Below are 26973 nucleotides of genomic sequence, written 5' to 3' on the forward strand. Positions count from 1 at the left end.
GAGATTCAGGGTATGGCTTCTCTCACACGGCGAACATCGAACCTCGAACAGGATAACCACCTCTATCCCGTGATCATGGCAGGTGGAAGCGGCACCAGGTTTTGGCCGCTCAGCCGACAATTGTTTCCCAAACAGTTGCTGCGAATTATGGGAGATGAAACGCTGATTCAGCAGACCATGCGCCGGGTGGTCTGTGCGTCGGCACCCAACCGGGTGATGATCTCCACGAATCCGGCTCAAGCAGAGTCCATTCGCGGCCAGTTGGGTGAATGGAAAGATGCGCTTGCAGATAATTTTGTACTTGAGCCGGAAGGGCGCAATACCGCTCCGGCCATTGCCTTGGTCGCCTTAGAACTGGTTCGTCGGGACCCTGACGCGATTATGCTAGTGGTTCCTGCTGATCATATCGTGAAGGGTCAGCGAGCATTTGATGCGGCGGTCTCGTTGGCGGCGACGCTGGCGAAGCAGGACTATTTGGTGACATTCGGTATCAAGCCGATTCGTCCTGAGACTGGTTACGGCTATATCAAGCCCAACCGGAATGTCACATTGGAAAAACAGGGCATACTCAAGGGGCACCCGGTCAGCCGGTTCGTTGAAAAGCCTAATGCCGCCAAGGCGGCACAATATCTCAAGGCGGGGGACTATTATTGGAACAGCGGCATGTTCATTTGGCGTGCGGCAGCGATTCTTGACGAGATTAAGCGTCACCAACCGGCCCTCTATCGTGGGATCGAGCAGATCGGCCAATTGATCCAGACCGGAGCATCGAGGCAGGCGATCGACGATGCCTACCGGATGCTCAAACCGGTCTCGATCGATAACGGTGTGATGGAGCAGTCGAAGAGAGCCGCGATCGTGCCCGTGGCTTTTCAATGGTCTGACGTCGGGAGTTGGGGAAGTTTGGATGAAGTAGCGTCGAAGGATAAGGCCGGCAATGTCCTGGTCGGTCGTGTCGTCGACATCGATAGCCATCGGTCGATTGTGTACGGGGATCGCCGCCTCGTGGCAACGATCGGGCTCACCGACATGGTGGTGGTGGATACGCCTGACGCCACATTAGTCTGTCCGAAATCCCGTGCGCAAGATGTGAAACAGCTGGTTGAGATTCTCAAGAAGCAGAAAGCGCCGGAACATCTGGAGCATCTCACCGTGCATCGGCCCTGGGGGTCTTATACGATCCTGGAAGAGGGATCGGGTTATAAAGTGAAGCGGGTGACGGTGAAGCCGGGAGGTCGTCTCTCGTTGCAGATGCATCATCAACGAAGCGAACATTGGGTGGTGATCACGGGGACGGCACGAGTGACGAGGGGTGACGAGGTGTTCGATCTCAAAGTTGGACATAGTACAGAAATCCCTGTTGAAACCCGTCATCGTTTGGAAAACCCCGGTCAAGAGACCCTGCATATCATTGAAGTGCAGAACGGGCCTTACCTTGGGGAAGACGACATTGTCCGGTTTCAGGATGATTATGGGCGGACGCCAACATCGTGATGCGTGGAGCGCCAGTGTCGCGCATCTCTTGATCCTCATCACCCATCACTGATTACACATCACAGAGGTATACATGGGACTCTTTCGCGAATATGATTTGCGCGGCATCGTGGGGCAGGAGCTCACCGATTCGATTGCGGAGCAGGTCGGACGTGCCTATTGCACTTATGTCAAAGACCGTGGGGTCAAGACGATTTCAGTCGGGCGCGATGGTCGACTCAGTTCGCCTGGTCTCTTCGCGTCCCTTGTGCGCGGGCTCCTCGCCGGTGGCCTGAACGTCGTCGATATTGGTATTTGCCCCTCGCCGCTGGTGTATTTCTCGCTGTTTCAGCTGCCGGTTGACGGCGGTATCATGATCACCGGGAGCCACAATGCGGCTGAATACAACGGATTCAAGATTTGCGTCGGGAAAGAAGCGATTCATGGAGAAGAGATCCAGGCGCTGCGAGTAGTGATGGAGGCAGGCGCGTTTGTCTCAGGCGTCGGAACCTTGTCGGAACATGCCATCATTCCTGACTATCTGGCCTATCTTAAGAAGAGTTTCGCGCATGTCAACGCCAAGCGCCTGCATGTCGTCATCGACTGCGGAAACGGTGTCGCGGCGTTGGTGGCCAAGGAGGCGTTGGAGCTCTTGGGCTGCCGCGTCACTGGGCTCTATTGCGACCTTGATGGGAGATTCCCGAATCATCATCCCGACCCCACAGTCTTAGAGAATCTTGACGATTTGATTCAGGCGGTCAAGCAGCACAAGGCCGATGTCGGGATCGGCTACGACGGAGATGCCGATCGTATCGGGACCATCGATGAGCAGGGGAACGTGTTATGGGGCGATCGCCTGATGGTGGTCTACTCGCGCGATATTTTGGCTGAAAAACCCGGGAGTACCATCATCTCCGAGGTCAAATCGTCGCAGAGTCTCTATGACGATATCGCAAAACGAGGGGGACGCCCGATCATGTGGAAAACTGGTCATTCCCTGATCAAAGCGAAGATGAAAACCGAACAGGCGGTGTTGGCCGGTGAAATGTCCGGGCACATGTTTTTTGCCGATCGGTATTTCGGGTATGACGATGCAATTTACGCCTCCTGCCGACTGGTGGAGATTCTGGCCAAGACGACTCAGCCACTCTCTGCCTTGGTCGCGGATCTTCCGAAGACGTCTGTTACTCCAGAGATTCGAGACGATGTGTCCGACTCCATCAAGTTTCAGTTAGTCAAACATGTGCAAGATCGCTTGGCAGCCTGTATGAAGAGCCGTGAGCCCCTTGGCCCTGCCAAGTTGGTGATTCGCGATGTGGTCACCATCGATGGGGTCCGCGCCATATTCGAGGATGGATGGGGGCTGATCAGAGCTTCGAATACCCAGCCTGCCCTCGTGTTGCGTTTTGAAGCTACCTCGCCGGAGCGGTTGGCCACGATCCGCGCAGTCGTCGAAGGCGAGCTTAAGGCGGCCAAGCAAGCTCTTGGCTGTTAGCAGGATGCTGAACCCCCCCCGCCAGCTTCGTTCTCGGCTCATCGAAATCCTCAACGTACCCCTGAGGGTACACCTCCGGTTTCGATTCGCCTGCGGCCTTGCCGGACGGGCTTTTTGAGCATCCTGGAGGGCGTTTTCTTCCTGCAGCGTATCGACCACGAGACGTAATGACTTCGCATCAACCTCCACGGGCTCATCAGCGGGGTGATTTGCTGCTCCAAGCTACTTTCTTGCGTGTCTGGATTTTCCTCGCCTGCCTGATCCTGGGAGCCATGAGCAGCGTAGTCTCCTGGGCTGGGACTGGCGATCTGCCTACAGTACGACCCTTCCAAGTCGGAGAACAGCTCACCTTCGACATCTCTTGGCTGAATATCACCGCAGGCACAGCCGTGATGGCAGTCAGTGGTGCCGGCACGGAAGGGGATCAATCGCTGGTGAAATTGGTTACCACGGCGCAGTCGAGGCCGGCGATCACCAAGTTCTTCCCGGTAGACAATCGGGTGGAGTCATTACTGGATCCCGCCAGGCTACTGCCGGAGCATCTGACGTTTAAGCGACGAGAAGGGAAAAAGAAAGAAGATATCGAGTACACCTTTCACCAGAAAGAGGGGAAGGTCACGGTAGTCAAAGGGGGGACTACCGAAATCTTGGACATGCCCCCTGGCACACAAGACGTCATTTCCTGCCTCTACAATACGCGCAGTGCATTGTCGCTGCAGCCAGGTACATCGCTGACGATGAACGTTTATCACGATAAGAAGAACCGCAAGGTGGAGGTACGGGTCGAGGAGATCGAAACAGTCAGCGGACCCTGGGGTACGGTTGAAACGGCCCGTCTGTTGGTCGTCATGCCGTTCCAAGGCCTTTTTCTTAACCAGGGCAACATACGGGTCTGGTTGACTAACGATGCACGGCGCATTCCGGTTCGAATGAAGGCCAAAGTTGTCATCGGGTCGATTGTGGCGGATCTCATCAGTGGATGGCAGGCCTCGGAAGCAGCCCCATAAAGAGAACCAGCCTTTCGTTGCCCGCCCTCTTCAAAACGGTTATACTCGCCTCGACTATGGGACAGTTTCCTCTTACTTTAAGCAGCTTTATCAGTCAGCACCCGATTGAGTCTTCTGGGGCTACGGGAGATTTCTCCTGTCTCCTGGGCCAGATCGGCTTGGTGGGAAAACTGATTACCCGAGACCTTCGACGTGCAGGGCTGATCAATATCCTGGGAACGACCGGCGAAGTGAATGTGCAGGGGGAGACGGTTAAAAAACTGGATGAGATTGCGAACGAGACATTCCTGCAGGCCTTTCGCCAGAGTGATGTGGTCTGCGCATTGGCGTCGGAGGAGATGGAAAAGCCAGTCCTGCTCCCTGGGAATTGGCCGCAGGCCCAGTACATGGTGTTGTTCGATCCGCTCGATGGCTCATCCAACACGGACTGCAACATGCCGATGGGTGCGATTTTCTCCATCGTGAAATGTGCAGATAAAGATCGGATGCCGACGGAGGATGACCTCGTCCGCAAGGGAACAGAACAGGTGGCTGCCGGCTATCTCCTGTTCGGCTCAAGCACCATGTTGGTCTATACGGTTGGACAGGGGGTTCACGGGTTTACATTAGAGCCTGGCATCGGCGAATATCTCTTGTCTCACGAACAGATCCGTATTCCTGCCAGGGGCAAGGTCTATGGCGCAAATGAAGGCAATTATCATAAGTGGACGACGGGGACGAAGAAGTACCTGGACCATGTGAAGGTTCAGGATAAAGCCACGGGGCGGCCCTACAGCGTCCGGTATTCCGCCTGTTTGGTCGCCGATGTACACCGGATTCTCCTCGGGGGAGGCATCTATCTTTATCCAGGCGAGCTGGACAAGCCGGAAGGGAAGCTCCGATTATTGTACGAAGCCAATCCGTTGGCATGGGTCGTGGAACAGGCAGGGGGGAAGGCCAGCACCGGCACCATGCGTATCCTCGATGTCGAGGCTAAGCAACTGCATCAGCGGGTGCCATTGATCATCGGAAGTCCGAGCGATGTGGGCGACGCAGAGGCATTCATACAAGGTAGACGGTAACCGTGTCGACTGAAACTATCCAGGTCGATAGGCTGAAGGTGTTCAGGCTGAAGTGTCCGGATCTCAGGACTTCAGCCTGTGCCTGGAGCCGTCAGCCTGAACACCTGAGCAGGCCCTCACGAATAACGCATCACGTTTCATGAATACACCGGAGGACAGACATGGCTGATCGCGTACAAGAGATTTTGAGCTGGTACAGCAGCGACAACGTGGGCACACAAACCAATATCGCCCGGCTGCTGCGCCATGGCAAATTGGCGGGGACAGGCAAGCTGGTGATTTTGCCCGTGGATCAAGGGTTCGAGCATGGCCCGGCCAGGAGTTTCGCGGTCAATCCTGCTGGGTATAATCCCCTCTATCACTTTCAGCTGGCAATCGATGCAGGCTGTAATGCCTACGCTGCGCCGTTGGGGTTTCTCGAGGCCGGGGCGAGCCAGTACGCGGGACAAGTCCCGCTCATTCTGAAACTCAACAGCCACGATTCGTTACATGATGACAAGGATCCGATGCCGTCAGTCACCGGAAGCGTCTCGGATGCCTTGCGTCTTGGTTGCGTGGCGGTAGGGTTCACAATCTACCCTGGGTCTTCGCACTGCAACGCCATGTATGAACAGTTGCGCGAGATTGCCGCGGATGCCAAGGACTGTGGGTTAGCCGTCGTTGTGTGGTCGTACCCCCGGGGGGCAGGACTGAGCAAGGAAGGAGAGACCGCCATCGACGTGGTGGCCTACGCAGCGCAGATCGCGGCTCAACTTGGCGCCCATATCATTAAGGTCAAACTTCCCTCAGCGCAGCTTGAACAGGCTGCAGCCAAGAAGGTGTACGAGTCGGTGAAGATTCCAATCACCACGCTGGCTGAGCGAGTGAAGCATGTGGTGCAGAGTTCGTTCGATGGCCGCCGGATCGTGATTTTCTCCGGAGGGGCCAAGAGCGAGGACAAGAATGTGTTTGATGAAGCGCGCGCGATTCGCGATGGCGGTGGGTTCGGTTCCATTATCGGGCGGAACTCGTTCCAGCGTCCCAAATCGGAGGCGATCACGTTTCTCCATACCATCATGGGGATCTATTCCGGCGAGGGCAAATGAAGAGTCGGCCTGGTTTCACGTGCGGCGTCAGTCTGTCGCTTGAGGGATGAAGGATACATGGTACCTATGAAGTCACGTCGGCCCGGGCTCGTTCCGTTCATTTTGATCGCCGTTGGGATCATCATTGGAGTGGTGGTGGCGTCCGATATGGGATGGCTTCCGAGCGGCACCGCCGGGCCCGACCAGATTCCAGCCCCGTTCGTTCGCCCGGTGGCCACGGCTCCACAGTTGCCGCTGGCCGGAGGGAGCGGCAAAAACTTCGTCGAGATCGCAAAATCGGTCAAGCCGGCGGTCGTCAACATTGCGGCGACGAGAACGGGAAAAGCCGGAGAGAGCCCTCAATCCTCGCCATTTGACGATCCCTTCTTTCGAAGGTTCTTCGGAGACGAACTTAAGCGCGATATCCCGAAGGAACGGAAGGAACGGGGACAGGGGTCCGGGGTCATTGTGGATCCCAGCGGCGTGATCATTACCAACAATCATGTGGTGAATAAGGCCGACGACATTCGCGTGGTGCTGTCCGATAAACGCGAGTTTAAAGCCAAGTTAATCGGGACGGACTCCAAGACGGACATTGCGGTGATCAAGATCGAGGCCACGGGGCTATCGCCGATCGCCTGGGCGGATTCCGATCAATTGGAAGTCGGCGAGTTTGTGCTGGCGGTGGGCAGCCCATTTGGCCTGACGCAAACGGTGACGATGGGCATCGTCAGTGCGGTTGGGCGAGCCAGCATGGGGATTGCCGAATATGAAGACTTCATCCAGACCGATGCCGCGATTAATCCAGGCAATTCAGGCGGGCCGTTGGTCAACATTCGTGGCGAGTTGGTCGGTATCAACACCGCCATCTTCAGCCAGAGTGGCGGGAATATGGGGATCGGGTTTGCCGTGCCCAGCAATATGGCGCGTTCGATCATGGACCAACTGGTCGGTACAGGAAAAGTCGTGCGCGGATGGCTGGGAGTATCCATTCAAGACCTGTCTCCTGAGTTAGCGGCACAATTCGGCATCACGGAAACAAAGGGTGTGCTCGTCAGCGATGTGATGGACGACAGTCCTGCAAAGAAGGCGGGGTTTGAACGAGCCGATGTGATTGTCGAGTTTGACGGGAAGACGATGGATTCGCCGACGCATTTGCGCAATGCCGTGGCGCAAACCCCTCTGGGGAAAAAGGTGCCGATTAAGCTGATTCGAGACAAGAAGTCCAAGGTGCTCGAGGTCACCATCGTCGAGCAACCGAAGTCCATGTCACAGCCTGGTGCAGAGGAGAATGCGGAGTCGATTGCGCCGACAGGGGTGCTGTCGGATCTTGAGGTGCATGAACTGACAGAGGAGTTGACGAGTCGGTACGGGATCAAGTCGAGCGAGCGAGGCGTCGTGGTGACGCGCGTGAAGCCCGGCAGTACGGCAGAAGATATGGGCGTGCGTGAAGGCGACATGATTCTGGAGGTGAATCGAAAGGCTGTGACCTCGGTGAAGGTGTATGAGCGGGTCATGTCAGGCCTTTCCAAAGATCAAGCGGTCCTCTTATTAGTGAAGCGACAGGGCCGATCCCTTTATCTCACGCTTCGGCCCTAAGGACCGTTCCACCCTGCCTCGTGAGGGCAGGACATGTGCCGGGAGGTGAAGGTATGGTATCGCGAGCCATATTCGTCCTTCTCAGTGCCTTGGCCGGGATGGTGCTGTTCTTGAGAGCCGAGCCGGCCAATGCGTCCTATTGGTTGTACGGAGTCGGCATCGGGGCCCTCACGGGTGGGTTGATCGTCGCCGGAGAGTACGCGTTACGCAACTTATCATTCGGCATTATTGTGGGAGGAACAGGCGGCTTAGCCATCGGGCTGTTGCTCACCGGATTAGTCGAATGGGTCGGCGGTGAGATCTTCGATGTTCAAACCTTCCTGTTTCATATCGGCGGGCTGGTGTTTCTTCTCGGGCTGCCCTATTTAGGGCTCGTGCTTGGTGCGCGGTTCGGGAAGGAGAAGTTCCCGAGCTCGGAGCAGAAGTTCTTCGAATTATCTGGTTCGACCGTCTGCCCAAAAGTGCTGGATACCAGCGTGATTATCGATGGGCGGGCGGCGGACCTCTGTGAAACCGGATTTCTTGAAGGTACCTTTCTCGTGCCGCATTTCATCTTGGACGAACTCCAGCACATTGCCGACTCGTCCGATTCGCTGAAGCGTGCTCGAGGCCGGCGCGGCCTCGACATCCTCAACAAGATTCAAAAGATGGTCGGCGTCGATGTGCGGATCATCGACGAGGATTTTCCTCACATCAAAGAAGTCGATGCAAAGTTGGTCGTGCTGGCAAAAAAGATGAATGCGAAAATCATCACCAATGATTTGAACTTGAATAAAGTGGCCGAGCTGCAAGGGGTGCGGGTCCTGAACATCAACGAACTCTGCAACGCACTCCGTCCTGCCGTCTTGCCGGGAGAGACTATCCGGGTGTTTGTGTTGAAGGAAGGGAAGGAAGCCAACCAGGGTGTAGCCTATCTGGACGACGGGACGATGATCGTCGTCGATAATGCCCGGCGCTCGATTGGGCGGAATGTGGATGTCGTGGTGACCAGCGTGCTGCAAACGACCGCAGGACGCATGATCTTTACCCGCCTGAAGGAAGACACCGAGCGAGAGGAGTTACAAGTCGCTCGTGGCTAAACGCGTTGTGGCGGTCGTTCCTGCAGCCGGCAAAGGGCTGCGGATGGGTGGCGCCGTTCCCAAGCAGTTTCTTTCGTTGGGCGGTGAGCCCATTGTGGTGCATTCCCTTCGGGCGCTCCAAGCTGCTGCCTGCATCCACGACATTATTCTCGCCGTGCCGTCAGCCGATCTCGACTATTGCCGCAACGATCTCGTGGTCCGGTACGGATTCACAAAGGTCACCAAGATTGTACAGGGCGGCAAGGAGCGTCAGGACTCGGTTCGGCTTGGGCTGGATGAGGTGTCTGAGGAGACGGAGATCGTACTGGTCCATGATGCGGTTCGGCCGTTTGTGACGGTGGCGATGATCGAGGACGTTGTGGCGGCAGCCCGCCAACATGGGGGAGCTATCATTGCGCTCCCCATGCGGGATACGGTCAAGCAGGTCGGGCCCGGGCATCTCATCCAGCGGACGGTTGATCGGCAACCCCTCTGGTTGGCTCAGACGCCGCAGGCCTTTCGAATGGATTGGCTGCGAGAGGCACACCGAAAAGCCAAGGTGGAAGGGGTGCCAGCCACAGACGACGCATTTTTGTTCGAGTGGATGGGCCATCCGGTGGTGGTCGTCGAGGGGAGCGGAGAAAACATCAAAGTGACGCGGCCGGAAGACCTGGTGATTGGCGAAGCCATTCTCGCGTCCCGGGCTGCCGTGCGATCTGGAGGGCTGGCATGACGAAGATTCGTGTGGGGTGCGGGTACGATGTGCACCCGCTCGGTGCAGGGAGAAAATTAATCTTGGGCGGGGTCGAAGTCCCACATTCGAAAGGTTTGCTGGGACATTCCGATTCCGACGTGCTCGTGCATGCGGTCTGCGATGCCCTGCTCGGCGCGATGGGGGAAGGTGATCTGGGCCGGCATTACCCGAGTTCCGATCAGAAGTACAAGGGGATTTCTAGCCTGAAGCTGCTTGAAGATGTGATGGGGAAGCTGGCGAAGAAAGGGTATCGGGTCGTGAATGTCGATACGATCATTGTGGCACAGGCTCCCCGGTTGAGCGCGTTTCTGGCTGCCATGCAACAGCAGATTGCGCAGGTGATGGGGATTGAGCCTGATCTGGTGAATATCAAAGTGAAGAGCGGCGAGGGTCTCGATGCTGTCGGGCGCGAGGAGGGCATGCAGGCCCATGCGGTCTGTTTGATTGAGGCCTTGTGATCGTCGTAGGATAGACACACCATGCTGAAAGCCATTCGACAGGACCTTCAGGCCGTATTCGATCGGGACCCTGCGGCCACGAGCCGCCTTGAGGTCATTTTTACCTATGCCGGATTTCATGCCCTCCTCATCTTTCGTCTCGCGCATTGGTTGAAGTGTCACGGCGTGCCATTTGTTCCGCGAGCCTTGTCCCAGTTGGCGCGTTGGCTCACCGGCATTGAAATTCATCCTTCGGCCAAGATCGGTACTGGGTTTTTCATCGATCATGGGATGGGTGTCGTGATCGGCGAGACGGCTGAGGTTGGAGACTACGTGACCCTGTTTCAGGGCGTGACACTCGGTGGAACGGGCAAGGAGCGTGGGAAGCGACATCCGACAGTGGGGAATCATGTCGTCGTCGGAGCCGGGGCCAAGATTCTCGGTGGGATTACGATCGGCGACAATGTGAAGATCGGTGCCAACTCGGTTGTGCTGAAAAACGTCGCGGCGAACTCTACGGTTATTGGTGTACCGGCTCGCGTGATTAAAACGCAAGGCGAGCGGCTACCCGATGCCACCATGGACCACATCAACCTCCCTGACCCCGTCAGTGACCGGCTCTTAGCACTCGAACAGGAGCTGATCGACCTTCGCACGAAGTTAGAGAATCAAGAGTCCCCCCGCCTGTTCTAGCGGGATGCTGAAACAGTCCTCCAGCATCGTTCTCGCTTCGTTCAGACCCTCAACGTACCCCAAGGGTACGCCTCGGCCCTTCACTCGCTGCGGCCTTGCTGGACGAACTGTTTGAGCATCCCGAAAGCCAAATTCCCATCAAAATGAAATGTAGTACGCTTCGGTCAATCACTGAAGCGAGGCGTGTTGCTTTGCGAGTTGGTGCATGCGGAGGAACGGTGGCGCGGTCCAGGTGGACCGCGCCAGATAGTGAGATGACGAGTTAGTTCGACAGACAGGTACTCATGAATTTCTTTCGCTCTTCGCCCTTGAGGCTCTGCTCGCCCGCTTCTTTGTTGCAGGTCTTCATCTTATTCTGCTGAGTCCCACCTACCTTCTCCGCTTTTGCCGGTTTTGCCGAGAGGCATTCTTTCATAAACGCCTTCCGTTCATCGCCTTTCCCTTCACCCAATCCCTTCGCCGTCGCGTCTGCATTGCACGTCTTCATTTTGTTTTGCTGAGCCGGCGCCGCGAAAGCAAACGGCGCGATGCACAGTCCGGACACAAAGAAGGATACCACCGCGAGGCTGGATGTCTTCGTCATATGCATCTCCTTTGGTGAAAGTGGGGATGGGAAACGACCGCATCATAATAGCAAATATTCAGCGCACTGTCTTTGGGAATGTCGGGCAATTCACCTAGAGTCCACGCGCCGACTCAGCCCTATTACTCGTAATCCACGTGCATGAGACAGAGACCATGAGGTGGGGCAGTTCGGCCTGCGGCAGATCGATCTCTGGCCCTCAGGACCTCCGCGAGACTGTCGGCGGGCCGTTTACCCAGTCCCACGTCGACGACCGTTCCAACCATTGCGCGAACCATGTGCTTCAGAAACCGGTCGGCGTAGGCTTCAATCAGAATCTGGTCGCCATGGCGAATGACCGAAAGTTGTTGCAGATGGCAGATGGGGTTGGTGTTGTCCGTCAGGCTACCCTCGAAGGAGGAAAAGTCCTGTGTCCCGATCAGCGCGGTGGCAGCCTGCCGCATGGCTGCCTCATCCAGCGGGCGGTAGATATGCCAGACAAACGCACGGTCGATGGCAGGTTTGGCTGAACGGTGGAGGATACGATAGGTGTAAAGCTTACCGCGTGCGCTATGTTGTGCATGAAAGTGGTCGTCCATGAGGGCAGAGGCACGAACGGCAATGTCTTTCGGCAACACGGCATTGAGCGCCCGCATCCAGTTGGTTGCCGTCCATTCCAGCCCCGTACGAAAACTGGCGACCTGTCCGAGCGCATGGACGCCGGAGTCGGTGCGGCCTGCGCCGATCACGGAGACCGTGGCTTGACTAACTTGTTGGATGGCCTGCTCGATGGCCGCTTGGATCGTGGGTTGGTCTGGTTGGCGCTGCCACCCGGCGTAGCCGGTACCGTCGTATTCAAGGACTAACTTTACGGTAGGCATGGAGGTCGCAAGGAAGGCGGCGTGGAGATCATCGCTCGGACAGCTTTGCAGAGGTGAGGAACGATTTCACACTATCTTCCAGCGCTTCCGCGACGCGTGTGGTGAAGAGGTTGGTTCTGAGCAGCTCCTCTTCAGACGCATTTGAGATAAAGGCGATTTCTGCCAGGATGCTGGGCATGCTGGTGTAGCGGAGCACGTAGAATGGCGCTGTCTTCACGCCGTGGTCGACGAGGGGATAATGTCCGTTCAGATTCGTCACCATGGCTTCCTTGGCCATCCAGGCGAGTTCGAGGGACGCTTCGATCTTCTTCGCCGTCAAGAGATCGGCGACGAGATATTCCCATCCCACTCCGGTGCTGTTCAGCGGGGTGCCATTTTCACGGGCCGCGACTTCGAGCGCCCGTTGATCCTTGGCCTGCCCGAAGTGGTAGATCTCAATTCCCTTTACGGAGCGTTGAGGGTGCGAATTGACATGTATCGAGAGGAAGAGATCCGCATCCTGCCCATTGGCAAACTTTGCCCGGTCTTCCAATTCAATGAACTGGTCTCGCTCACGGGTCATGAGCACGCGGATACCTGCATGCTTGCTTAAGAGATCGCGCAGTTTGAGCCCGACTTTGAGTGTAATGTCTTTTTCTTCCGTCCCGCGCTGTCCATGGGCGCCAGGATCTTTCCCTCCATGGCCTGGATCGATCACGATGGTCTTAAAAGACTTGGCTCGTGGCTGAACCGGTTGAATGGGCACGGGAAGCGGAGGGGCCTGCTCTATCGGCGGTTCGGTCGCTTGAGTCGGCAGGGTTTCCCTGGGCGGCACGACATCGATGACAAGCCGTGGAGGATTGGCGAGCGTGGTCACGGTATAGCTGTGGAATAAACCGGCCGGGAGGGAGACTTCAACCGATCGTTGAGATGCTTGCGTGATGATAAATGGCTTTGCCAGCCTGCCGGTTGCAATCTTCGTCTTCGCTGAAGGACTCAACGTGGCGTTTGGAATCGTGATGGTCACGCCTTCAGCCTGGAGGAGGGGATGTTTGCTGGGACGAGCTTTCGCGTCGAGATCGAGGACAAGTCTGGTCAATCCCGGTGAGATGGCCGTTCGGAGGTTGCGAATCGTCGTCAGGCCTGGGAGACGTGGCGCAAGTCGTATTTGAGAGGACTGCGTCCGTTTAGCCTTCGACGGAGATTCATGCTGGGCCTCACTCGTTGCCGCAACGGCATGACCTGGCTGGTACAGCGTAATGGCAAGACTTGGGAGGACGAAGAGTCCGGCCAGAAAGATGAGGGTGAGGATGCGCCACGGGGCTGATCGCATGGGTGTTCGCTGCCTATGAAGGGATATAGAGTTTTTTCTCAGATGCGGGAGTCGTTGTCAAGGGGATTGCCCGTCCCAACATCTATTCGAGCGGATTGACAGCGGGCGGTACGGGCAGTAGGGTCTTTGGCATGGCGCTTCACTTGATCGTGGATGGCTACAATTTGCTGGCTCAGACTGGCCGGATCGGCGGAGCAAGCATGCATTCTGAAATAGCACGCGAGGCCTTCTTGCGCGATTTGGCAGCCTATCGCCAACGGAAGTCCCATGCGATTACCGTGGTTTTTGATGGTTGGCAACAGGGTTGGGGGACGGAACGGCGCGAGCATCGGTTGGGGCTTGAAGTGATTTTCTCTCGGCGCGGAGAGAAAGCGGATCAGGTGATCCAGCGTCTGGCCGCTGAGTTCGGATCCGATTGCGCGGTGGTGAGTTCCGATCGTGAGATCGTCGACTTTGCGAGGGCGCAAGGCGCGTTTGTGATGAAGGCTCAGGAATTTGTCGTGAAATTGCAGAGTCTGTCGAGCGTACCTGGTGCATCCCTGCATAAAGAATTGGATACAGGAGAGGACTTGCGACCGAAGCGAGGTCTGGAGAAGCGAGGGAATCCCAGAAAGTTGCCCAAGGCCCAGCGGCAGCGCAGCCGGCAGCTCAAGCGATTTTGAACAGGCGTTTGGCGTTGTCGGTCGTGATGCGTCCGATAGTTTCGACCGACATGCCCGGCACATCGGCATGCAACTCCGCTAGTTTGTGCGCAACGAATGACACATAGGCCGGTTCGTTTCGTTTTCCTCGGTGCGGCATCGGCGTCAGGTAGGGGCAGTCGGTTTCAATGAGCAGCCGGTCCAATGGAGCCGTCTTCGCGATGTCTCGGAGCATCGTCGCGCTCTGAAATGTGAGAATCCCGGAGAACGAGAGGTAAAATCCTAAATCCAGCGCATCCTTCGCCAGCCAGGCATCCCCTGAGAAACAGTGAAATACCCCGCCGATCTCCGAGGCCTTCTCTTCTTTCAAAATTGAAATCGTATCGTCCTGGGCTTCTCTGGTGTGAATGATCACCGGAAGCTTCAGTTCGCGAGCGAGCTGGATTTGTTCGCGGAACCGTGCGCGCTGTTCCTCTGGCGAGGAATGGTTGTAGTGGTAGTCGAGGCCGATCTCGCCATAGGCAACCACTTTGTTGCTCTGAGCCAGACGACGAAACTCGTCATACCAACCATCGAGAATATGTTTCACTTCATGCGGATGGACGCCGATGGAGGCATAGACGGAGGGTTGTTGTTCGGCCAATGACACGGCCGCCTGGCTGGTCGCCAGATCGCAGCCGATGGTGACGAAGGCCTCGACGCCGGCTTCCCTGGCGCGGGCGATCATCGCATCACGATCCTCATCGTAGCGGGCATCGTCCAGATGGGTATGGGTATCGAAGAGCATACAGGTCTTTCAGGAGAGCGTGGATCGCTCTGAAGGCAGAGGTTTGGCTAGGCTGGTTTGGCCGCGATCGTGTTGGCCAGTTCATTCAAGAGGGCTTCGGTCTCGTCCCAGCCGAGGCAAGCATCGGTGATGGATACCCCGTGGGCGAGGGAGATGCCTTGTTTCCAGGTTTGTTTGCCCGGGTGAAGATTGCTTTCGATCATCAGGCCCATGATGGATTGGCGGCCTTCACGGAATTGCTCGATCGCATATCGGGCGACGAGGCTTTGGCGCTTATGGTCTTTGCTCGAGTTGTCGTGCGAGCAGTCGATCATGACGGGGCGGGCGATGCCTTCCCCGGCCACAGCCGCTTCGGCTTTGGCCACATGCTCGGCGTCGTAATTGGTTTTTCCGCCACCGCCGCGGAGGACGATGTGCCGGTCCGGGTTGCCCGTCGTCTTGATGATCGACGTTTGGCCCTCGGCATTGATCCCGAGGAAGTGGTGCGTGGCGCGTGCGGACGTCATGGCATTGACCGCGACTTGCAAGCTGCCTTCGGTTCCATTTTTAAAACCGACCGGCATCGACACACCGCTGGCAATTTCCCGATGAGTTTGGCTTTCCGTGGTGCGGGCCCCGATGGCCGTCCAGCTGATCAGATCGGCGACGTACTGAGGACTAATGGGGTCGAGCAATTCTGTGGCGCAAGGCATGCCGGATTGGTTGATTTTGAGAAGAATCGATCTGGCCAGTTCCATGCCGGTGGCGATATCGCAAGTGCCATCCAGGTGAGGGTCGTTGATGAGACCTTTCCAGCCGACCGTCGTTCGAGGTTTCTCGAAGTAGGTGCGCATCACGATCAGGAGTTGATCGCGCAACGCATCGGCGACCGGCTTCAGCTTGGCGGCATATTCGTAGGCGGCTTCCGGGTCATGGATCGAGCAGGGGCCGACAATGATGAGCAGGCGCTCGCGGTCTTGCCCATGGAGGATGTTCCGGATGGCCGTTCTGGTTTCCACCACGAGTGCCGCGGCCTGATCGGTAACCGGGAGCTTGGCTTTGATTTCGCGGGGGGAAGGCAGCGGTTTGATTTCAATGATATGTTGGTTGTCGAGAGGTCTCTGCATGGTTCCGCCTTTTCACCTGGGAGGCATCTTCTATGGCCCGGAGTCCAAAGGGTGATAATATGAGCGCTGGAATGGATAAATATAGCGAATATTCCAGGAAATATCCACAGGATGAGGCATTTCACCCGGTCGAAACTAGAAAGGTGCCTGAAGTCAGTCGTTTGACAAGCCTCAAAGGCCTATGATACTTAGCTCGCCCCGATGATTCTTCCTACGTCCATACTGCGTTTGCCCAGCATCCTACGGGGTGCTGTGGCGATCGGTCTTGTTCTGCTCTTGCTGGCCATTGCTCCGTTTGCCGTGGCGCAGGACGTTCATCACGAGTTGGCGGCGGCCGATCACGATGGGCACGAGCATTCCGATACCGACCTCTGTCAGTGGGTGCAGCATCATGCCGCTAGCTCTCTCGACGTCGGCGCGCCGCTTCTCACGGCTTGTGACCTCGTTGATGTATTAGCGCTTCCGGCTGACTCAGTTCTTCTTTCGTTCGAACTATCCACTCCTGGTCCTTCTCGCGCTCCTCCCTGCAGCTAATCACGCCGACTCACTGTGCACTACCCTTCGACGGCTGTCGTCGATCAGCCTGTTCAGGGGGTGGGGCGCCTTATTTTTATGTGATTACTGGAGGCTTCATGCGACCGATCGGTTGGCTTTTCATTATTCGTGCGGTCTGTCTCTGTGCCGGTCTCACGTTTACTCATCAGGGTCATGTCGTAGCGGCTGAGCCCAATCTGATCACCGGATCTGTTCAGAATCAGGATCTTCGGCGAGTGGGTCAGGTGCTTGTCGAGGTGAAGGATCAAGAAGGATCGTTGGTGACGACCGGCGTCTCGAACGATGCCGGTGAGTTCAGCATTCCCGTTCCTGCCGATGGCACCTATTCGCTCAGTGCCGTACAAGATACCTATCGCAGCGAATATGTCGTGCTCAAGATCGGGACCGAGGTTCCCAACCCCATTACGCTAACCCTCTCTAAGACGAGGGAGATCGCACTTGAAGTATGGTCGCCCCTCGTACCGATTCAATATAAAGCGTCGAGCGAAACCTATTCGGTCAGCCGAAAGGACATTGAAGAATTGCCGCGTGGCAACAATGTCGAATTGCACGATGTGCTGGTGACGATCCCGAGTGCCGCCTATGGCGCGCTCAAGCAGGTCCATATCCGGCAGGAGCATGCCAATATTCAGCTTCGAATCGACGGCGTGCCGATTCCTGATACCGTGTCCAGCGCCTTCTCCGATGTGATTTCGCCGCGGGCCTGGGAACGGGCCGACATCATTCTTGGAGGCATGGAGGCGCAGTATGGCAACAGGACGGCTGCGGTCCTGGACATTACCACGAAGAGCGGCACCAAGCCTGGGTTCGGATCCGCGCAAATGTTCGGCGGGTCGAACAACACGGTCAATCCGTCGTTCGAATATGGGGGCACGATTGGCGAGAAGTTTCGATACTATGTGCTGAACAGTTATACCTCGACGAATCGCGGGATCGAACCGCCGACGCTGGGCCATTCTATTTTTCACGGGCAAAGTGAGCGGAATCAGACATTCATCCGTGGCGACTATCAGCACAATAATTCGAACAACTTCTCGTGGGTGTTTTTGAATTCCGTCGCGAAGCATCAAATCCCCACGTCCCCGAATGGAACACTCGATCCCAGCGGACAGATGCTGCCGCTCCTCCAAGCGAGCCGGCCAGGATTCACGCCGGTGGCCCCTCAGGCCATCGACGAAAATCAAAAGGAGAATAATCAATATGGGCACATGGTGTGGCGGCACGATGTGAATAGCAGCAACTTCTTCAGCCTCTCCGGGTATGTCCGCCATACCAGAGCCACCTTTCGAACGGATCCATACAACGTCCTGGCGTACACAGCCGATCCGACTGAATCCTTTTCCGCCGGTAGCCAGGATCGGAGCGCGTATTCGAGCGGAGTCCGACTGGATCACACCTACATGCCAAGCAAGGAGCATGTAGTCAAAGCCGGGTTCCAGATCGACCGGACGCAGGCCGTGAACAAGACGAGACTGTTCACCTTTGCAGATGACGGGGCGGGCAATCCAACCGGAGATGTGCTGAGCCTCAATGCGGACAATCGGCTGATCGGCTGGCGCCAGGAATTCTGGGTTCAGGATCAGTGGAGCCCGAACGATCGGTGGACGTTCAACCTCGGCGTGCGAGGGGATGCCGTGCAGTATCTTCGAAACGAAGGGCAGATCAGCCCGCGGGTCGGGGTCACCTACAAGGCCGATCGGGCTAATGTGTTCCATGCCTTCTACGGACGGCAATTTACGCCGCCGAATCTCGAAGCCATTTCCTTTGCGAAGCTCAATACGGCCGGGACAAAGGCGGCGCCGGAAGATACGACGAATAATACGGTTCGAGCCGAACGGGCCCATTACTTCGAGGCCGGTAGCTACCATGCGCTCTCGCGTTGGGCGACGTTGGAATTGACCGGGTACTACAAGCTTGCTAATTTCCTGGCGGATGCGGGCCAGTTCGGCACCACGCCTTTGTTGAACTACTTTGCCTTCGAACGGGGCTGGACCAGAGGCATCGATGGAGCCTTGAAGCTTCAACTCATGGATAACGTAACAGCACGAGGGAACGTGGCTTGGGGGCAATGTAAAGGATATGGACTGCAGTCAGGGCACTTCCTGCTCGAAGCGACCGAGATTCAGGACATCAATTCAAAGGGCGGGATAAATTGCGATCACCAACAGACCCTGACGAGTTCGGCCGTGGTCGCCTATCGCTTCTTGGAGCGGACGACGCTCACAGGCCAGATGTTGTTTTCGTCGGGGTTGCGGGCATCGGAAGAAGGCGGCAAGACGAATTCCACCCATAGTCCCTCGTACACGACCTACAACATGTCCCTCACACACGTGATTTCGCTTCCCTGGGACGGGCAGAAGTTTCTCGTCGGGTTCGATGTCGTGAATTTGTTGGATCAAAAGTATTTCATCAATCAGGGAGAGGGGAACATCGGATTGGGCGTGTCTCACGCCGGGATGCCGAGGTCGTTCTTCTTCCGCGGCCAATGGTTCTTTTAACCAGATGCCGAGCCAGGTCACCAGCGTCGTTCTCAGTCGCCCGTCTCCCTGCGGCCTCGTTGCCTGGCCTGTTTGAGCATCCGGCAGTGATAGGGTAGGATGTGCATATGATGAGATTATGTCTTGCGATATTCTTCGCGGTAACGTTGGCCGGGCCGGTCGCTGCATTTGCGGTAGCCGGTGACGAGGCGACGCATGCGGACGATCACCATGAAGATGTGCTGGAGCTGCCCGAGGTTCATGTCCATGGACTGCCGCTGAATAAGGACCAACAGCTTGGGCCGGTTCCCAAAGCGACACCTTGGCCGGCCATTCCGCCGGCCTTGGACGGCAAAGAACTCGACGATTGGATGAAGGCCCGCATGTTGGTCTCCAAAGATGCGACGGTGACCGTCGTAGTTTTGGAACCGGCCAAACATCGGGAACTGACCATCGCCGGGATGGCTGCCCTGAACAAGTGGACCTTCGATCCCCAGATGAAAGGTGATGAGCCGATCGATGGGGAACTGACCGTGAGGATCCATTTTCGCACGAGATAAGTGCTGGAAGGCTAGGGGCATGAGGCATGTGGCGAGAGGCAATCAGGTGAAGCAGGCAATCCCTCACGCCTCACGCCTCGTGCCTCTGTCTGCCGGTACCCTATGAGCTGGGACGAATCGTTCTTTCGTGCCATCAATGGCCTCGCCGGTCAGTCGGCTTGGGTCGACCACGTTGCGCTCTCTCTTTCCAACTCAAGCCTGTTGTGGGTTCCCGGCATCCTGTTGGTCTGTTATTGGTTGTGGCTGTCCTGGCGCGAAGTACTGTTGGGTGCGCCGGTCCTGGCAGCGACGATTGGGATTGCCGATTTTCTCGGCGCCCGTCTGAAGCATCTGGTCGCGCGGCCGCGCCCCTGTATGTCGCTGCTGGACATTCAGCATGTGGAAGCCGCTTGCGGAAAAGTGTTCAGTTTTCCCTCGAATCACGCGATCAATACCGCAGTCGCCGCGGCGTTCCTGCAGGTTCTCTATCCCCGTTCAGGCTGGGTGAGTTGGCCGCTGGTCGGACTGGTTGGCCTCTCGCGAGTCTATATCGGGGCGCACTATGTCACGGATGTGGTGGGAGGCTGGGTGATAGGTGGATTATTGGGGGCCGGCGCTGCCTGGCTGCTTTTGCGTTACTCCCGTTTCCGTTCCTAGCAGGATGCTGAAAATGTCCGCCAGCTTCGTTCTCGGCTTATCGAAATCCTCAACGTACCACTGAGGGTACGCCTCCGGTTTCGACTCGTCTGCGGCCTAGCTGGACGAACGTTTTGAGCATCCTGAAGAAACTCTGGCATCCTGCGTGGTTTTCTTTCAGCCCGCTAGATTTCCAAGCAGTCCAATAATTTTGCTTGGCAGCTTTCCACATCATAGCCTCGTCCAATCAGCACAATTGCATGGTTCGGTTCGTCGAGCAGGGTAATCGGTGCAATGGTGGCGTTGCCTGGCGGGGCATATTGAAATTCTTGCAGTTCAGGCCCCTTGGCAAAGCGGAAGAAGCCTTTCGCCCGTTCAAGCTCCGGGGGCAGCGCCTTCATCCAACTCAGGAACCGGACGAGATTCAACGGGCCTGGCAGTCGAACCGTCGTGGCGATGGGATGGTATGAGGCTCGTTTGTTCGTCGGGGCTGATCGCGGTACGCCGAATTCCACATTGACTGTCGGCGCCGGCGACCTCCGCGTGATCGGTTCGAGCAGCGCTGAGGGGTCGACTCGGGCATGGCTGGTTTCCCAGACCCGTGCGTAGGGATTCTGCGTGACGATTGCGGCCTTGAAATTCTCCCAATGGCCGGCGACATAGAGATCTTTTTTGTTGAGGATCAGTTCGTCAGCGCAGCGGATCGCCTGGGAGGTGACGAATCCACCCATACTCTCCCGATCGGTGGGGATGGGATGCAGGAGGGCGATGACTTTTTCCAAATGTGCGAGCCTCGCGGTGTAGAGGTCGGTGACACCATCGATGACTTCGGCTGGATCGGCCATGCCGGAACATTCGAGGATGATCACATCCGATTCATAGTCCCGCACCAGTTGGGCGATCCCCCAGGACAAGTCTTCCTTCGTATCGCAGCAGACACAGCCGCCGGCGAGGTTCATGACTTGTTCGGCAATGGTGCCTGCACGAGGGCCGTCGATGCTCACCTCGCCGGCTTCGTTCATCAAGACGCCGGCCCGTTTGCCCTGACTTTTCCAATGTTCAAGGAGCCGCATCAAGAGCGTGGTTTTTCCTGCTCCGAGTGAACCGCAGAGGATATAGAAGGGGATAGACATATTCATTCCTGGTTATCGAAAGGCCCTGCAGACATCGTGACCTACATACTACCGGCCACAAGGGATTCTGAACAACTCAATGATGGTGGGTGAGGGCTTCGAGCTCAGGATGCTGCGCGGCGAGTTTGGTCAGGTCGCAATGGACGTCGTCGGGGTCGCAGCAATGCGTTTCCACTTGAATCGTCATGTGTTTGATCCCGAAATCGGCGGTAATCCGGTCGTGGATCGATCGCAGGAGCGTATTCGTCAGGGTGGAGTCATCGCCGTCGGTCAGCACATGGCAGGTGAGCATGATGAGGCGGGGCTCTACGGCCCAGATATGGAGATCATGCACATTCTTCACACCGGGCATAGACTCGATCGTTGTGGCGACGTGAGACGCACTGATCGTGGGCGGCGTGGATTCCAGTAATACGTCGAGGGATTCTTTGAACAGCGGCCAGGCCCCATGGAGAATGGCGCCGACGACGAGGAGACTGATGAGCGGATCGAGCACCGTCCAGCCCGTCAATAAAATTGCTCCGCCGCTCAGCACGACACCGAGCGAGACCCAGGCATCGCCCAGCATGTGCCAAAAGGCGCTGCGGATGTTCAGGTCATCTTTCGCGCCATGCTGGAGTAGCAACGCGATGCTGAGATTGGCCACAAAGCTTATGGCCGCAATGCCCATGATCCACCCGCCATCGACGGAGACGGGATGCAGTAACCGCTTGAGTGCTACGAGGGTAATGCCGATCGCCGTCAGCACGAGGATAAACGAGTTGAGAAATGCGGCAATCACGCCGGCGCGGTGATAGCCGAACGTGCGCGTTTCGCTGGCCGGCTGCCTGGTGAGAATGTGGGCATACAGCGCCAGAAAGAGCGAGCCCTGATCGACGAGATTGTGGCCCGCGTCGCTCATGAGCCCGACGCTGTCGAGCAAGAAGCCGCCGATGAATTCAGCCGTGATGATCACGGCGTTCAGCGCTAGCGCGATATAGAGACGCGACCGCAAGTGTTCGAAGGAGACGAGAGAACTCATGGCCTAGTGTCGCATGGCCCATGAGACAGGGCAAGCATCCGGGCGAGTTGGAAATGCGGTGTACTACCGTACTGATTGAGCGGCAGTGAACTCCAGAAAGTATTGGCGTGGCAGGAAGCTGTGCTCCCGGTCGAGCCGATATCCTGCGTCGGTCAGTTCTTTGACGATGGTCTCACGAGAGACGAGATGATGTTTGGGGAACCCAAGCTTGCCTGATCGCTCATCGGGGTAAAAATCGATAATGCTGATGCGGCCTCCCGGCTTGAGCGACGATGCGAGGTCGCGGAAGTATTTGGAGCGGTCGTCAAGATGATGGATGGTATTGCAGATGAAGAGGAGATCGACGGATTCGAACGGCAGTTTCGGACTGTCCGATCGAGCCAGGATAAACTCCGCTGTATAGGGCACGTGCATATGCACGATGCTTTCTTTCGCATAGGCCAGCATCTCCGGCTCGACGTCCACGGCATAGACCATTCCGGTCTCGGTCACGGCTTCGACGAAGCGGCGCGTGAAGTACCCTGACCCTGAGCCAAGATCGGCGACCGCCATGCCGGGTTTCAACCTGAGCGCCTCTACTATCTGGGCCGGTTTCTGGTCGCGATCGCGCTCGGTACTATCGAGGTGTTCCAGGTATTGTTTGATATCGTCGGGGCGGCGGTGCTGGTCTTGGGCTATCGCTGTCCCGGCAAGGAGCACAGAGAGGCTGGCCACGAGGATCAGGTTCTTATTCATGGTTACCGGCTCCTCGGTGGTAAACGTTCGCTGAGCACAGGAAATTTTGCTTGGCCGATACCGAAGTTTCCGTTCGAGGGATCAGCCGCTACGACGCGCAGGGTGATCCCGTCCGGTGCATCAGTCGGGAGGGGGACGAAAAACGGGGCTTCGAAGCGCGCCCGGTCGCTATTGTAAAACAGCTGGAGCCGTTCAAGAACTCGCTCTCCGATCATCAGCTCACCATAGATGTGGATTTTCCGGGAGTCCCAGTCCCCGTGCGGGCGAACAGGCGCTCCAGACAGGGTTCGGACTGATGCGCGCAGGGTCACATCGTTTCTCGCGATCAATGACATGCCTGGTTGAGGATGTTCGATTTGGACGATGTAGCCGTAGAGGTGGAGGACGATCCCGTCGTTGGTCGTGTCTTGCCCGGGCACGAGCCATACGGTCGTCGACGCGCGCTGGGACGATGCGGGGTAGGCGAGCGGCCCTTCCGCGGTCACCTCAACCAGCGTGGGACGGAGCAGGTCGAAAGTTGCGGAAAACGCTGCCGCGGGTCGGGAGCTATAGTGCGGCTCCTCCATGAGCCGAGGCGTCCGCATAATTTGATTCTGGTCGCCGGCATCGCCCTGCTGAATACCGGTGGCCAGGATCTGTTTGGTGGCCACGTCAGTGATCGTGACGCGGGCGTTTCCGACCTCGCGGCCGAGGACCATCGACCCATGGCTCACGACTCGAACCAAGATCGTCGTCGATTGGGGCTCGTTCAAATGGAGATCGGGAGGGGGTTCTCCTTGAGCCTGGGTCGCGAGGCAGGGGAGGGGCATCAGCGCAGCACTACAGAGAAGCAGAAGTTGGATTGTGGCAACTGCCCGGTTCATTTCACCTTGGTGCCGGGGTCAACTTCCTCAAGGATGGTGGCCAAGCCACGGACTTCGCTGTCTCCTGCGGCCAGGACCATGCCTTGCGATTCGATGCCCATGAGCTTTGCCGGCTTGAGGTTGGCGACGATGATGATCATTTTGCCGATCAGGGCTTCGGGCTCGTACTTCTTGCCGATGCCTGCGACGATCTGCCGCTGCTCAGCGCCCTCTCCTAGACTGACTTGTAGCTTGAGCAGCTTCTCTGATTTCGGGACGCGCTCGGCACTGAGGACCTTCGCGGTCTTGAGCTGAATTTTCATGAAGTCATCGATGGTGATCTGCACCGGAGCGGGGGCCTGTGGTGCGGGGCTAGAGGCGATGGGCGTCGGAGATGGCTGTGCGGAAGTGGTTGGCGTGGGGGTTGCTGCTGTCGGTTGTTGGGGAGTGGTTACGTCGCTCACGGGTTTGACTCCTTGTGGTTTTGATTCGATGCGAGGAAAGAGGCCCGGGCCTTTGCAGATGTTGACCTCAGCAAGCGGCGTTTCCCATTGATAGGCCATGTGCGGTATTGGTTTTGAAAAGTCGAATGACAGGCCGAGTTGCTGGGCGAGTTGTCCTGCCGTGTGGGGCATGTAGGGATACATGAGTACAGAGAGCAACCGTAGCGCTCTCGCGGTCGTATTCAGCACGGTGTCGATGCGTGGTTGGTCCTCAGGATTCTTTGCGAGTTTCCAGGGGGCAGCCTTATCGATGTATTCGTCACAGAGGCCGATGAGCTCCCAGATGGCCTGGAGGTTTTCGCGAAAGGCGAGCGCGCGATAGCCCTGATCGATTCGTTCAGGGAGGCCTGTCGCTGTGGTGGCAATTTTGGCTTCAAGTTCTGAAATGGCCGGCGTTCCTGCCGTAGGAATGGTGCCGTGGGCGAACCGTTCAATCATCGTCAATGTTCGGCTCAACAGATTGCCGATTCCATTGGCCAGGTCGCTGTTGATGTTGGTCACCATTGCCGATTGCGAAAAGTCGCCATCCTGTCCGAACGGGACCTCTTTAAATAAGAAGTATCGGAACGCGTCGGCGCCGAATGCATCGATCATCTTATTGGGGTCGACGACGTTGCCGCGGCTCTTCGACATCTTTTCGCCATCGACCGTCCACCAGCCATGCGCAAAGATCGTCTCCGGTAGAGGGAGGTTCAGCGCCATGAGCATCGTGGACCAATAGACGGCATGGGTGGTGAGGATGTCCTTCCCGACTAAATGGACGGATGCCGGCCAATATCGATCTTGAGACGGAGTCGGGGGCAGATATTCTAATCCGGAGACATAATTGACCAAGGCGTCGAACCAGACATAGGTGACGTAGTCCTGGTCGAAGGGTAACGCAATGCCCCAGGAGAGCCGTGACTTCGGTCGCGAGATCGAGAGGTCCCCGAGCTTCTGGGTTGTGAGAAACCCCAGCACTTCATTCCTGCGCGACTCAGGACGGATGAAGTCTGGATGTGACTTGATGTGCTCGATTAGTTGTTCCTGATATTGCCCCATCTTGAAAAAGTAGTTGTGCTCGCTAATGCGTTCGACCGGTCGTTTGCAGTCCGGGCAGAGGCCGCTCTCGACATCCTTTTCAGTCCAAAACCGCTCGTCAAACGTGCAGTACCATCCGGTATAGTCAGCCTTATAAATCAGTTGCTTATCAAAGAGGTCTTGAAGGTATCGTTGCACGACTGACTTGTGTGGGGCATCGGTCGTTCGGATGAAGGCATCGTTCGAGATATTCAGCCGTTTCCAGAGGTCCTGAAACTGGGGTGCCAACTTATCGCAATGGGCCTGCGGGTCGATGCCGGCCTTGGCTGCGGCCTGCTGAACTTTTTGTCCATGCTCATCGAGCCCGGTGAGAAAGAAGACGTCCCGTCCTCGCAGCCGCCAATACCGAGCAAGGACGTCAGCCGCTACGGTGGTGTAGGCATGCCCGATATGTGGCACGTCGTTGACGTAATAGATTGGCGTGGTGATGTAGAAGTGATCGGGGGTACTCATGGGGCGTGACAAAAGATATCAGGTAATAAACGGCGAAAGCTAGATTGATAGAGGGACGGACGACAGGGCGACCGCGTCGCGCAGGCGGAGCAGAATCATTTCCAACGCCATGTGGAGATTGAGGTGCCTGGTCGCGCGTTGCTCGGTCATTTCAATTTCACGGAGCAGGTCCAACAGCAAGTCGGTGTTGGCCTGTTGGGCGTAGGCTTCCAATGTCGCAAGATCGTCAAGATAGAGCAGCTGGTCGCGGTCTCCTCCGACTTGAATCAGGACGAGGTCGCGGATCCAGCGGGCCAGCCAGGCGAGTATGTCCTGGGCGCGGTCGGCTTTCGCAATCGCTTCCGCCGAGGTCAGGATGGACCCGATCGATTGCAAGGATTCTGGGCGGACCAAGTTCACCAGTTCCTGTTGACGCGCGCGCGTGTCTTTCACCTCGGCGGTCAGGGCTTCCCCGATGCGGCCTTCGCTGATGATGGCGAGGAATCGCGCATCCGCGGGGGGGATGTTGCCTGTCAGGATGAGCGCGGCTTCCACTTGTGTGCGAGCCGGTGTTGTAAAGCGAAGGGCCTGACAGCGCGACCTGATGGTCGCCGGGAGGGCGGCGGGGCGGCTCGAGATGACGAGGAAGAGACTATGGGCTGGTGGCTCTTCCAGTGTTTTGAGGAGCGCGTTGGCCGCGCCGATGGTCATGCGGTCGGCGTCATTGATCAGGCAGATTTTCCGCTCGCCGATGAGCGGACGGTACATGATCTGATGTTCGATGTCGCGGACTTGCTCGATCTTAATTTGCCTGGTGGCCTGTTCCGGGTCCGGCTCGATGACGAAAAAGTCCGGGTGCGTGCGGGCTTCGATCTGTTGACAGGATCGGCAGGTGCCACAACTGTCGATCCCTTCCGCGACAGGAGGCTGTTCACAGTTGAGTGCTTGCGCCAGACGAATCGCCGTCAATTGTTTCCCGATCGCCTCTTCACCGTGGAACAGATAGGCATGCGCCAATCGTTGATGGGTGACGGCAGCCTGCAGCAGTGCGATGGATTGTTGATGTCCGATACAATCGCGAAAGGGCATG

The 26973-nt window shown here is 57.1% G+C and carries 26 protein-coding genes; 14 read left to right on the forward strand and 12 right to left on the reverse strand.

What is annotated here, in order from left to right; translation table 11 throughout:
* Positions 1–12: 12 nt before the first annotated feature.
* The 10 genes from Q8N00_07615 to cysE all read left to right on the forward strand — a co-directional run bounded on the left by Q8N00_07615 (position 13) and on the right by cysE (position 10641).
* Positions 13–1494, forward strand: a complete 1482-nt coding sequence (locus Q8N00_07615) for a mannose-1-phosphate guanylyltransferase/mannose-6-phosphate isomerase (protein MDP2382658.1) — start codon at positions 13–15, stop codon at positions 1492–1494.
* Positions 1495–1567: 73 nt separating this feature from the next.
* A complete protein-coding gene (locus Q8N00_07620; GenBank protein MDP2382659.1) occupies positions 1568–2968 on the forward strand; it encodes a phosphomannomutase/phosphoglucomutase in 1401 nt (466 codons plus the stop codon).
* Positions 2969–3135: 167 nt separating this feature from the next.
* Positions 3136–3975 carry a DUF3108 domain-containing protein gene (locus tag Q8N00_07625; GenBank protein ID MDP2382660.1) on the forward strand — a complete coding sequence of 280 codons (840 nt, stop codon included), beginning with the start codon at positions 3136–3138 and terminating at the stop codon, positions 3973–3975.
* A gap of 56 nt (positions 3976–4031) precedes the next feature.
* The gene (gene fbp, locus Q8N00_07630) at positions 4032–5036 is read left to right on the forward strand and encodes a class 1 fructose-bisphosphatase (GenBank protein MDP2382661.1); all 1005 of its coding nucleotides are present in this window, start codon (positions 4032–4034) and stop codon (positions 5034–5036) included.
* A 161-nt stretch (positions 5037–5197) separates the two neighbouring features.
* Entirely contained in the window at positions 5198–6121 is a 924-nt protein-coding gene (locus Q8N00_07635; GenBank protein MDP2382662.1) for a class I fructose-bisphosphate aldolase, read from the forward strand.
* A 66-nt stretch (positions 6122–6187) separates the two neighbouring features.
* The gene (locus tag Q8N00_07640; protein ID MDP2382663.1) at positions 6188–7699 is read left to right on the forward strand and encodes a DegQ family serine endoprotease; all 1512 of its coding nucleotides are present in this window, start codon (positions 6188–6190) and stop codon (positions 7697–7699) included.
* Between the two features lie 53 nt (positions 7700–7752).
* Positions 7753–8778, forward strand: coding sequence for a TRAM domain-containing protein (locus Q8N00_07645; protein ID MDP2382664.1), 1026 nt, complete (start codon positions 7753–7755; stop codon positions 8776–8778).
* Positions 8771–9490 (forward strand): 2-C-methyl-D-erythritol 4-phosphate cytidylyltransferase, encoded by a 720-nt coding sequence (gene ispD, locus Q8N00_07650; protein ID MDP2382665.1) that lies wholly within the window; start codon positions 8771–8773, stop codon positions 9488–9490. The genes Q8N00_07645 and ispD overlap by 8 nt, the downstream gene beginning before the upstream one ends.
* Positions 9487–9969 (forward strand): 2-C-methyl-D-erythritol 2,4-cyclodiphosphate synthase, encoded by a 483-nt coding sequence (gene ispF, locus Q8N00_07655; GenBank protein MDP2382666.1) that lies wholly within the window; start codon positions 9487–9489, stop codon positions 9967–9969. The genes ispD and ispF overlap by 4 nt, the downstream gene beginning before the upstream one ends.
* A gap of 21 nt (positions 9970–9990) precedes the next feature.
* Positions 9991–10641 (forward strand): serine O-acetyltransferase, encoded by a 651-nt coding sequence (gene cysE / locus Q8N00_07660; protein ID MDP2382667.1) that lies wholly within the window; start codon positions 9991–9993, stop codon positions 10639–10641.
* Positions 10642–10903: 262 nt separating this feature from the next.
* Here cysE and Q8N00_07665 read toward each other — a convergent pair whose 3' ends face one another.
* The 3 genes from Q8N00_07665 to Q8N00_07675 form a co-directional block, all read right to left on the reverse strand.
* Positions 10904–11224, reverse strand: coding sequence for a PsiF family protein (locus Q8N00_07665; protein MDP2382668.1), 321 nt, complete (start codon positions 11222–11224; stop codon positions 10904–10906).
* Positions 11225–11346: 122 nt separating this feature from the next.
* A complete protein-coding gene (gene truA / locus Q8N00_07670; GenBank protein MDP2382669.1) occupies positions 11347–12084 on the reverse strand; it encodes a tRNA pseudouridine(38-40) synthase TruA in 738 nt (245 codons plus the stop codon).
* A 28-nt stretch (positions 12085–12112) separates the two neighbouring features.
* Complete coding sequence (locus tag Q8N00_07675; protein MDP2382670.1) at positions 12113–13396, reverse strand: N-acetylmuramoyl-L-alanine amidase; 1284 nt, start codon at positions 13394–13396, stop codon at positions 12113–12115.
* A 131-nt stretch (positions 13397–13527) separates the two neighbouring features.
* On the opposite strand from Q8N00_07675, the gene Q8N00_07680 reads away from it, so the two are divergent.
* Positions 13528–14058, forward strand: coding sequence for an NYN domain-containing protein (locus tag Q8N00_07680; GenBank protein MDP2382671.1), 531 nt, complete (start codon positions 13528–13530; stop codon positions 14056–14058).
* On the opposite strand, the gene Q8N00_07685 is transcribed toward Q8N00_07680, so the two are convergent.
* The 3 genes from Q8N00_07685 to Q8N00_07695 form a co-directional block, all read right to left on the reverse strand.
* On the reverse strand, positions 14045–14824 hold the full coding sequence (locus Q8N00_07685; GenBank protein MDP2382672.1) for a TatD family hydrolase: 780 nt from the start codon (positions 14822–14824) through the stop codon (positions 14045–14047). The genes Q8N00_07680 and Q8N00_07685 overlap by 14 nt on opposite strands.
* Positions 14825–14871: 47 nt before the next feature.
* Positions 14872–15930 carry a 3-deoxy-7-phosphoheptulonate synthase gene (locus tag Q8N00_07690; GenBank protein ID MDP2382673.1) on the reverse strand — a complete coding sequence of 353 codons (1059 nt, stop codon included), beginning with the start codon at positions 15928–15930 and terminating at the stop codon, positions 14872–14874.
* Positions 15931–16170: 240 nt separating this feature from the next.
* Entirely contained in the window at positions 16171–16323 is a 153-nt protein-coding gene (locus Q8N00_07695; GenBank protein MDP2382674.1) for a hypothetical protein, read from the reverse strand.
* A 239-nt stretch (positions 16324–16562) separates the two neighbouring features.
* On the opposite strand from Q8N00_07695, the gene Q8N00_07700 reads away from it, so the two are divergent.
* The 3 genes from Q8N00_07700 to Q8N00_07710 all read left to right on the forward strand — a co-directional run bounded on the left by Q8N00_07700 (position 16563) and on the right by Q8N00_07710 (position 20158).
* Complete coding sequence (locus Q8N00_07700; GenBank protein ID MDP2382675.1) at positions 16563–18983, forward strand: TonB-dependent receptor; 2421 nt, start codon at positions 16563–16565, stop codon at positions 18981–18983.
* A 107-nt stretch (positions 18984–19090) separates the two neighbouring features.
* Positions 19091–19522: a hypothetical protein gene (locus tag Q8N00_07705; protein MDP2382676.1), complete on the forward strand. Its 432-nt coding sequence runs from the start codon at positions 19091–19093 to the stop codon at positions 19520–19522.
* Positions 19523–19624: 102 nt separating this feature from the next.
* Positions 19625–20158 carry a phosphatase PAP2 family protein gene (locus Q8N00_07710; GenBank protein MDP2382677.1) on the forward strand — a complete coding sequence of 178 codons (534 nt, stop codon included), beginning with the start codon at positions 19625–19627 and terminating at the stop codon, positions 20156–20158.
* Positions 20159–20322: 164 nt separating this feature from the next.
* Here the strand turns inward: Q8N00_07710 and Q8N00_07715 are convergent, their stop codons facing one another.
* From Q8N00_07715 to holB, 6 genes are all read right to left on the reverse strand, one after another.
* Positions 20323–21270 (reverse strand): GTP-binding protein, encoded by a 948-nt coding sequence (locus tag Q8N00_07715; GenBank protein ID MDP2382678.1) that lies wholly within the window; start codon positions 21268–21270, stop codon positions 20323–20325.
* 76 nt (positions 21271–21346) lie between these two features.
* Positions 21347–22291 (reverse strand): cation diffusion facilitator family transporter, encoded by a 945-nt coding sequence (locus Q8N00_07720; GenBank protein MDP2382679.1) that lies wholly within the window; start codon positions 22289–22291, stop codon positions 21347–21349.
* A gap of 63 nt (positions 22292–22354) precedes the next feature.
* Complete coding sequence (locus tag Q8N00_07725) at positions 22355–23026, reverse strand: methyltransferase domain-containing protein (GenBank protein ID MDP2382680.1); 672 nt, start codon at positions 23024–23026, stop codon at positions 22355–22357.
* 2 nt (positions 23027–23028) lie between these two features.
* Positions 23029–23889, reverse strand: a complete 861-nt coding sequence (locus Q8N00_07730; GenBank protein MDP2382681.1) for a hypothetical protein — start codon at positions 23887–23889, stop codon at positions 23029–23031.
* Positions 23886–25904 carry a methionine--tRNA ligase gene (metG, locus tag Q8N00_07735; protein MDP2382682.1) on the reverse strand — a complete coding sequence of 673 codons (2019 nt, stop codon included), beginning with the start codon at positions 25902–25904 and terminating at the stop codon, positions 23886–23888. Before metG ends, Q8N00_07730 begins: the two co-directional genes overlap by 4 nt.
* A 39-nt stretch (positions 25905–25943) precedes the next feature.
* A complete protein-coding gene (gene holB / locus Q8N00_07740; GenBank protein ID MDP2382683.1) occupies positions 25944–26972 on the reverse strand; it encodes a DNA polymerase III subunit delta' in 1029 nt (342 codons plus the stop codon).
* Position 26973 lies beyond the last annotated feature (1 nt).

It is taken from the genome of Nitrospirota bacterium (assembly GCA_030684575.1).
In the GTDB taxonomy this organism is placed as follows: domain Bacteria; phylum Nitrospirota; class Nitrospiria; order Nitrospirales; family Nitrospiraceae; genus Palsa-1315.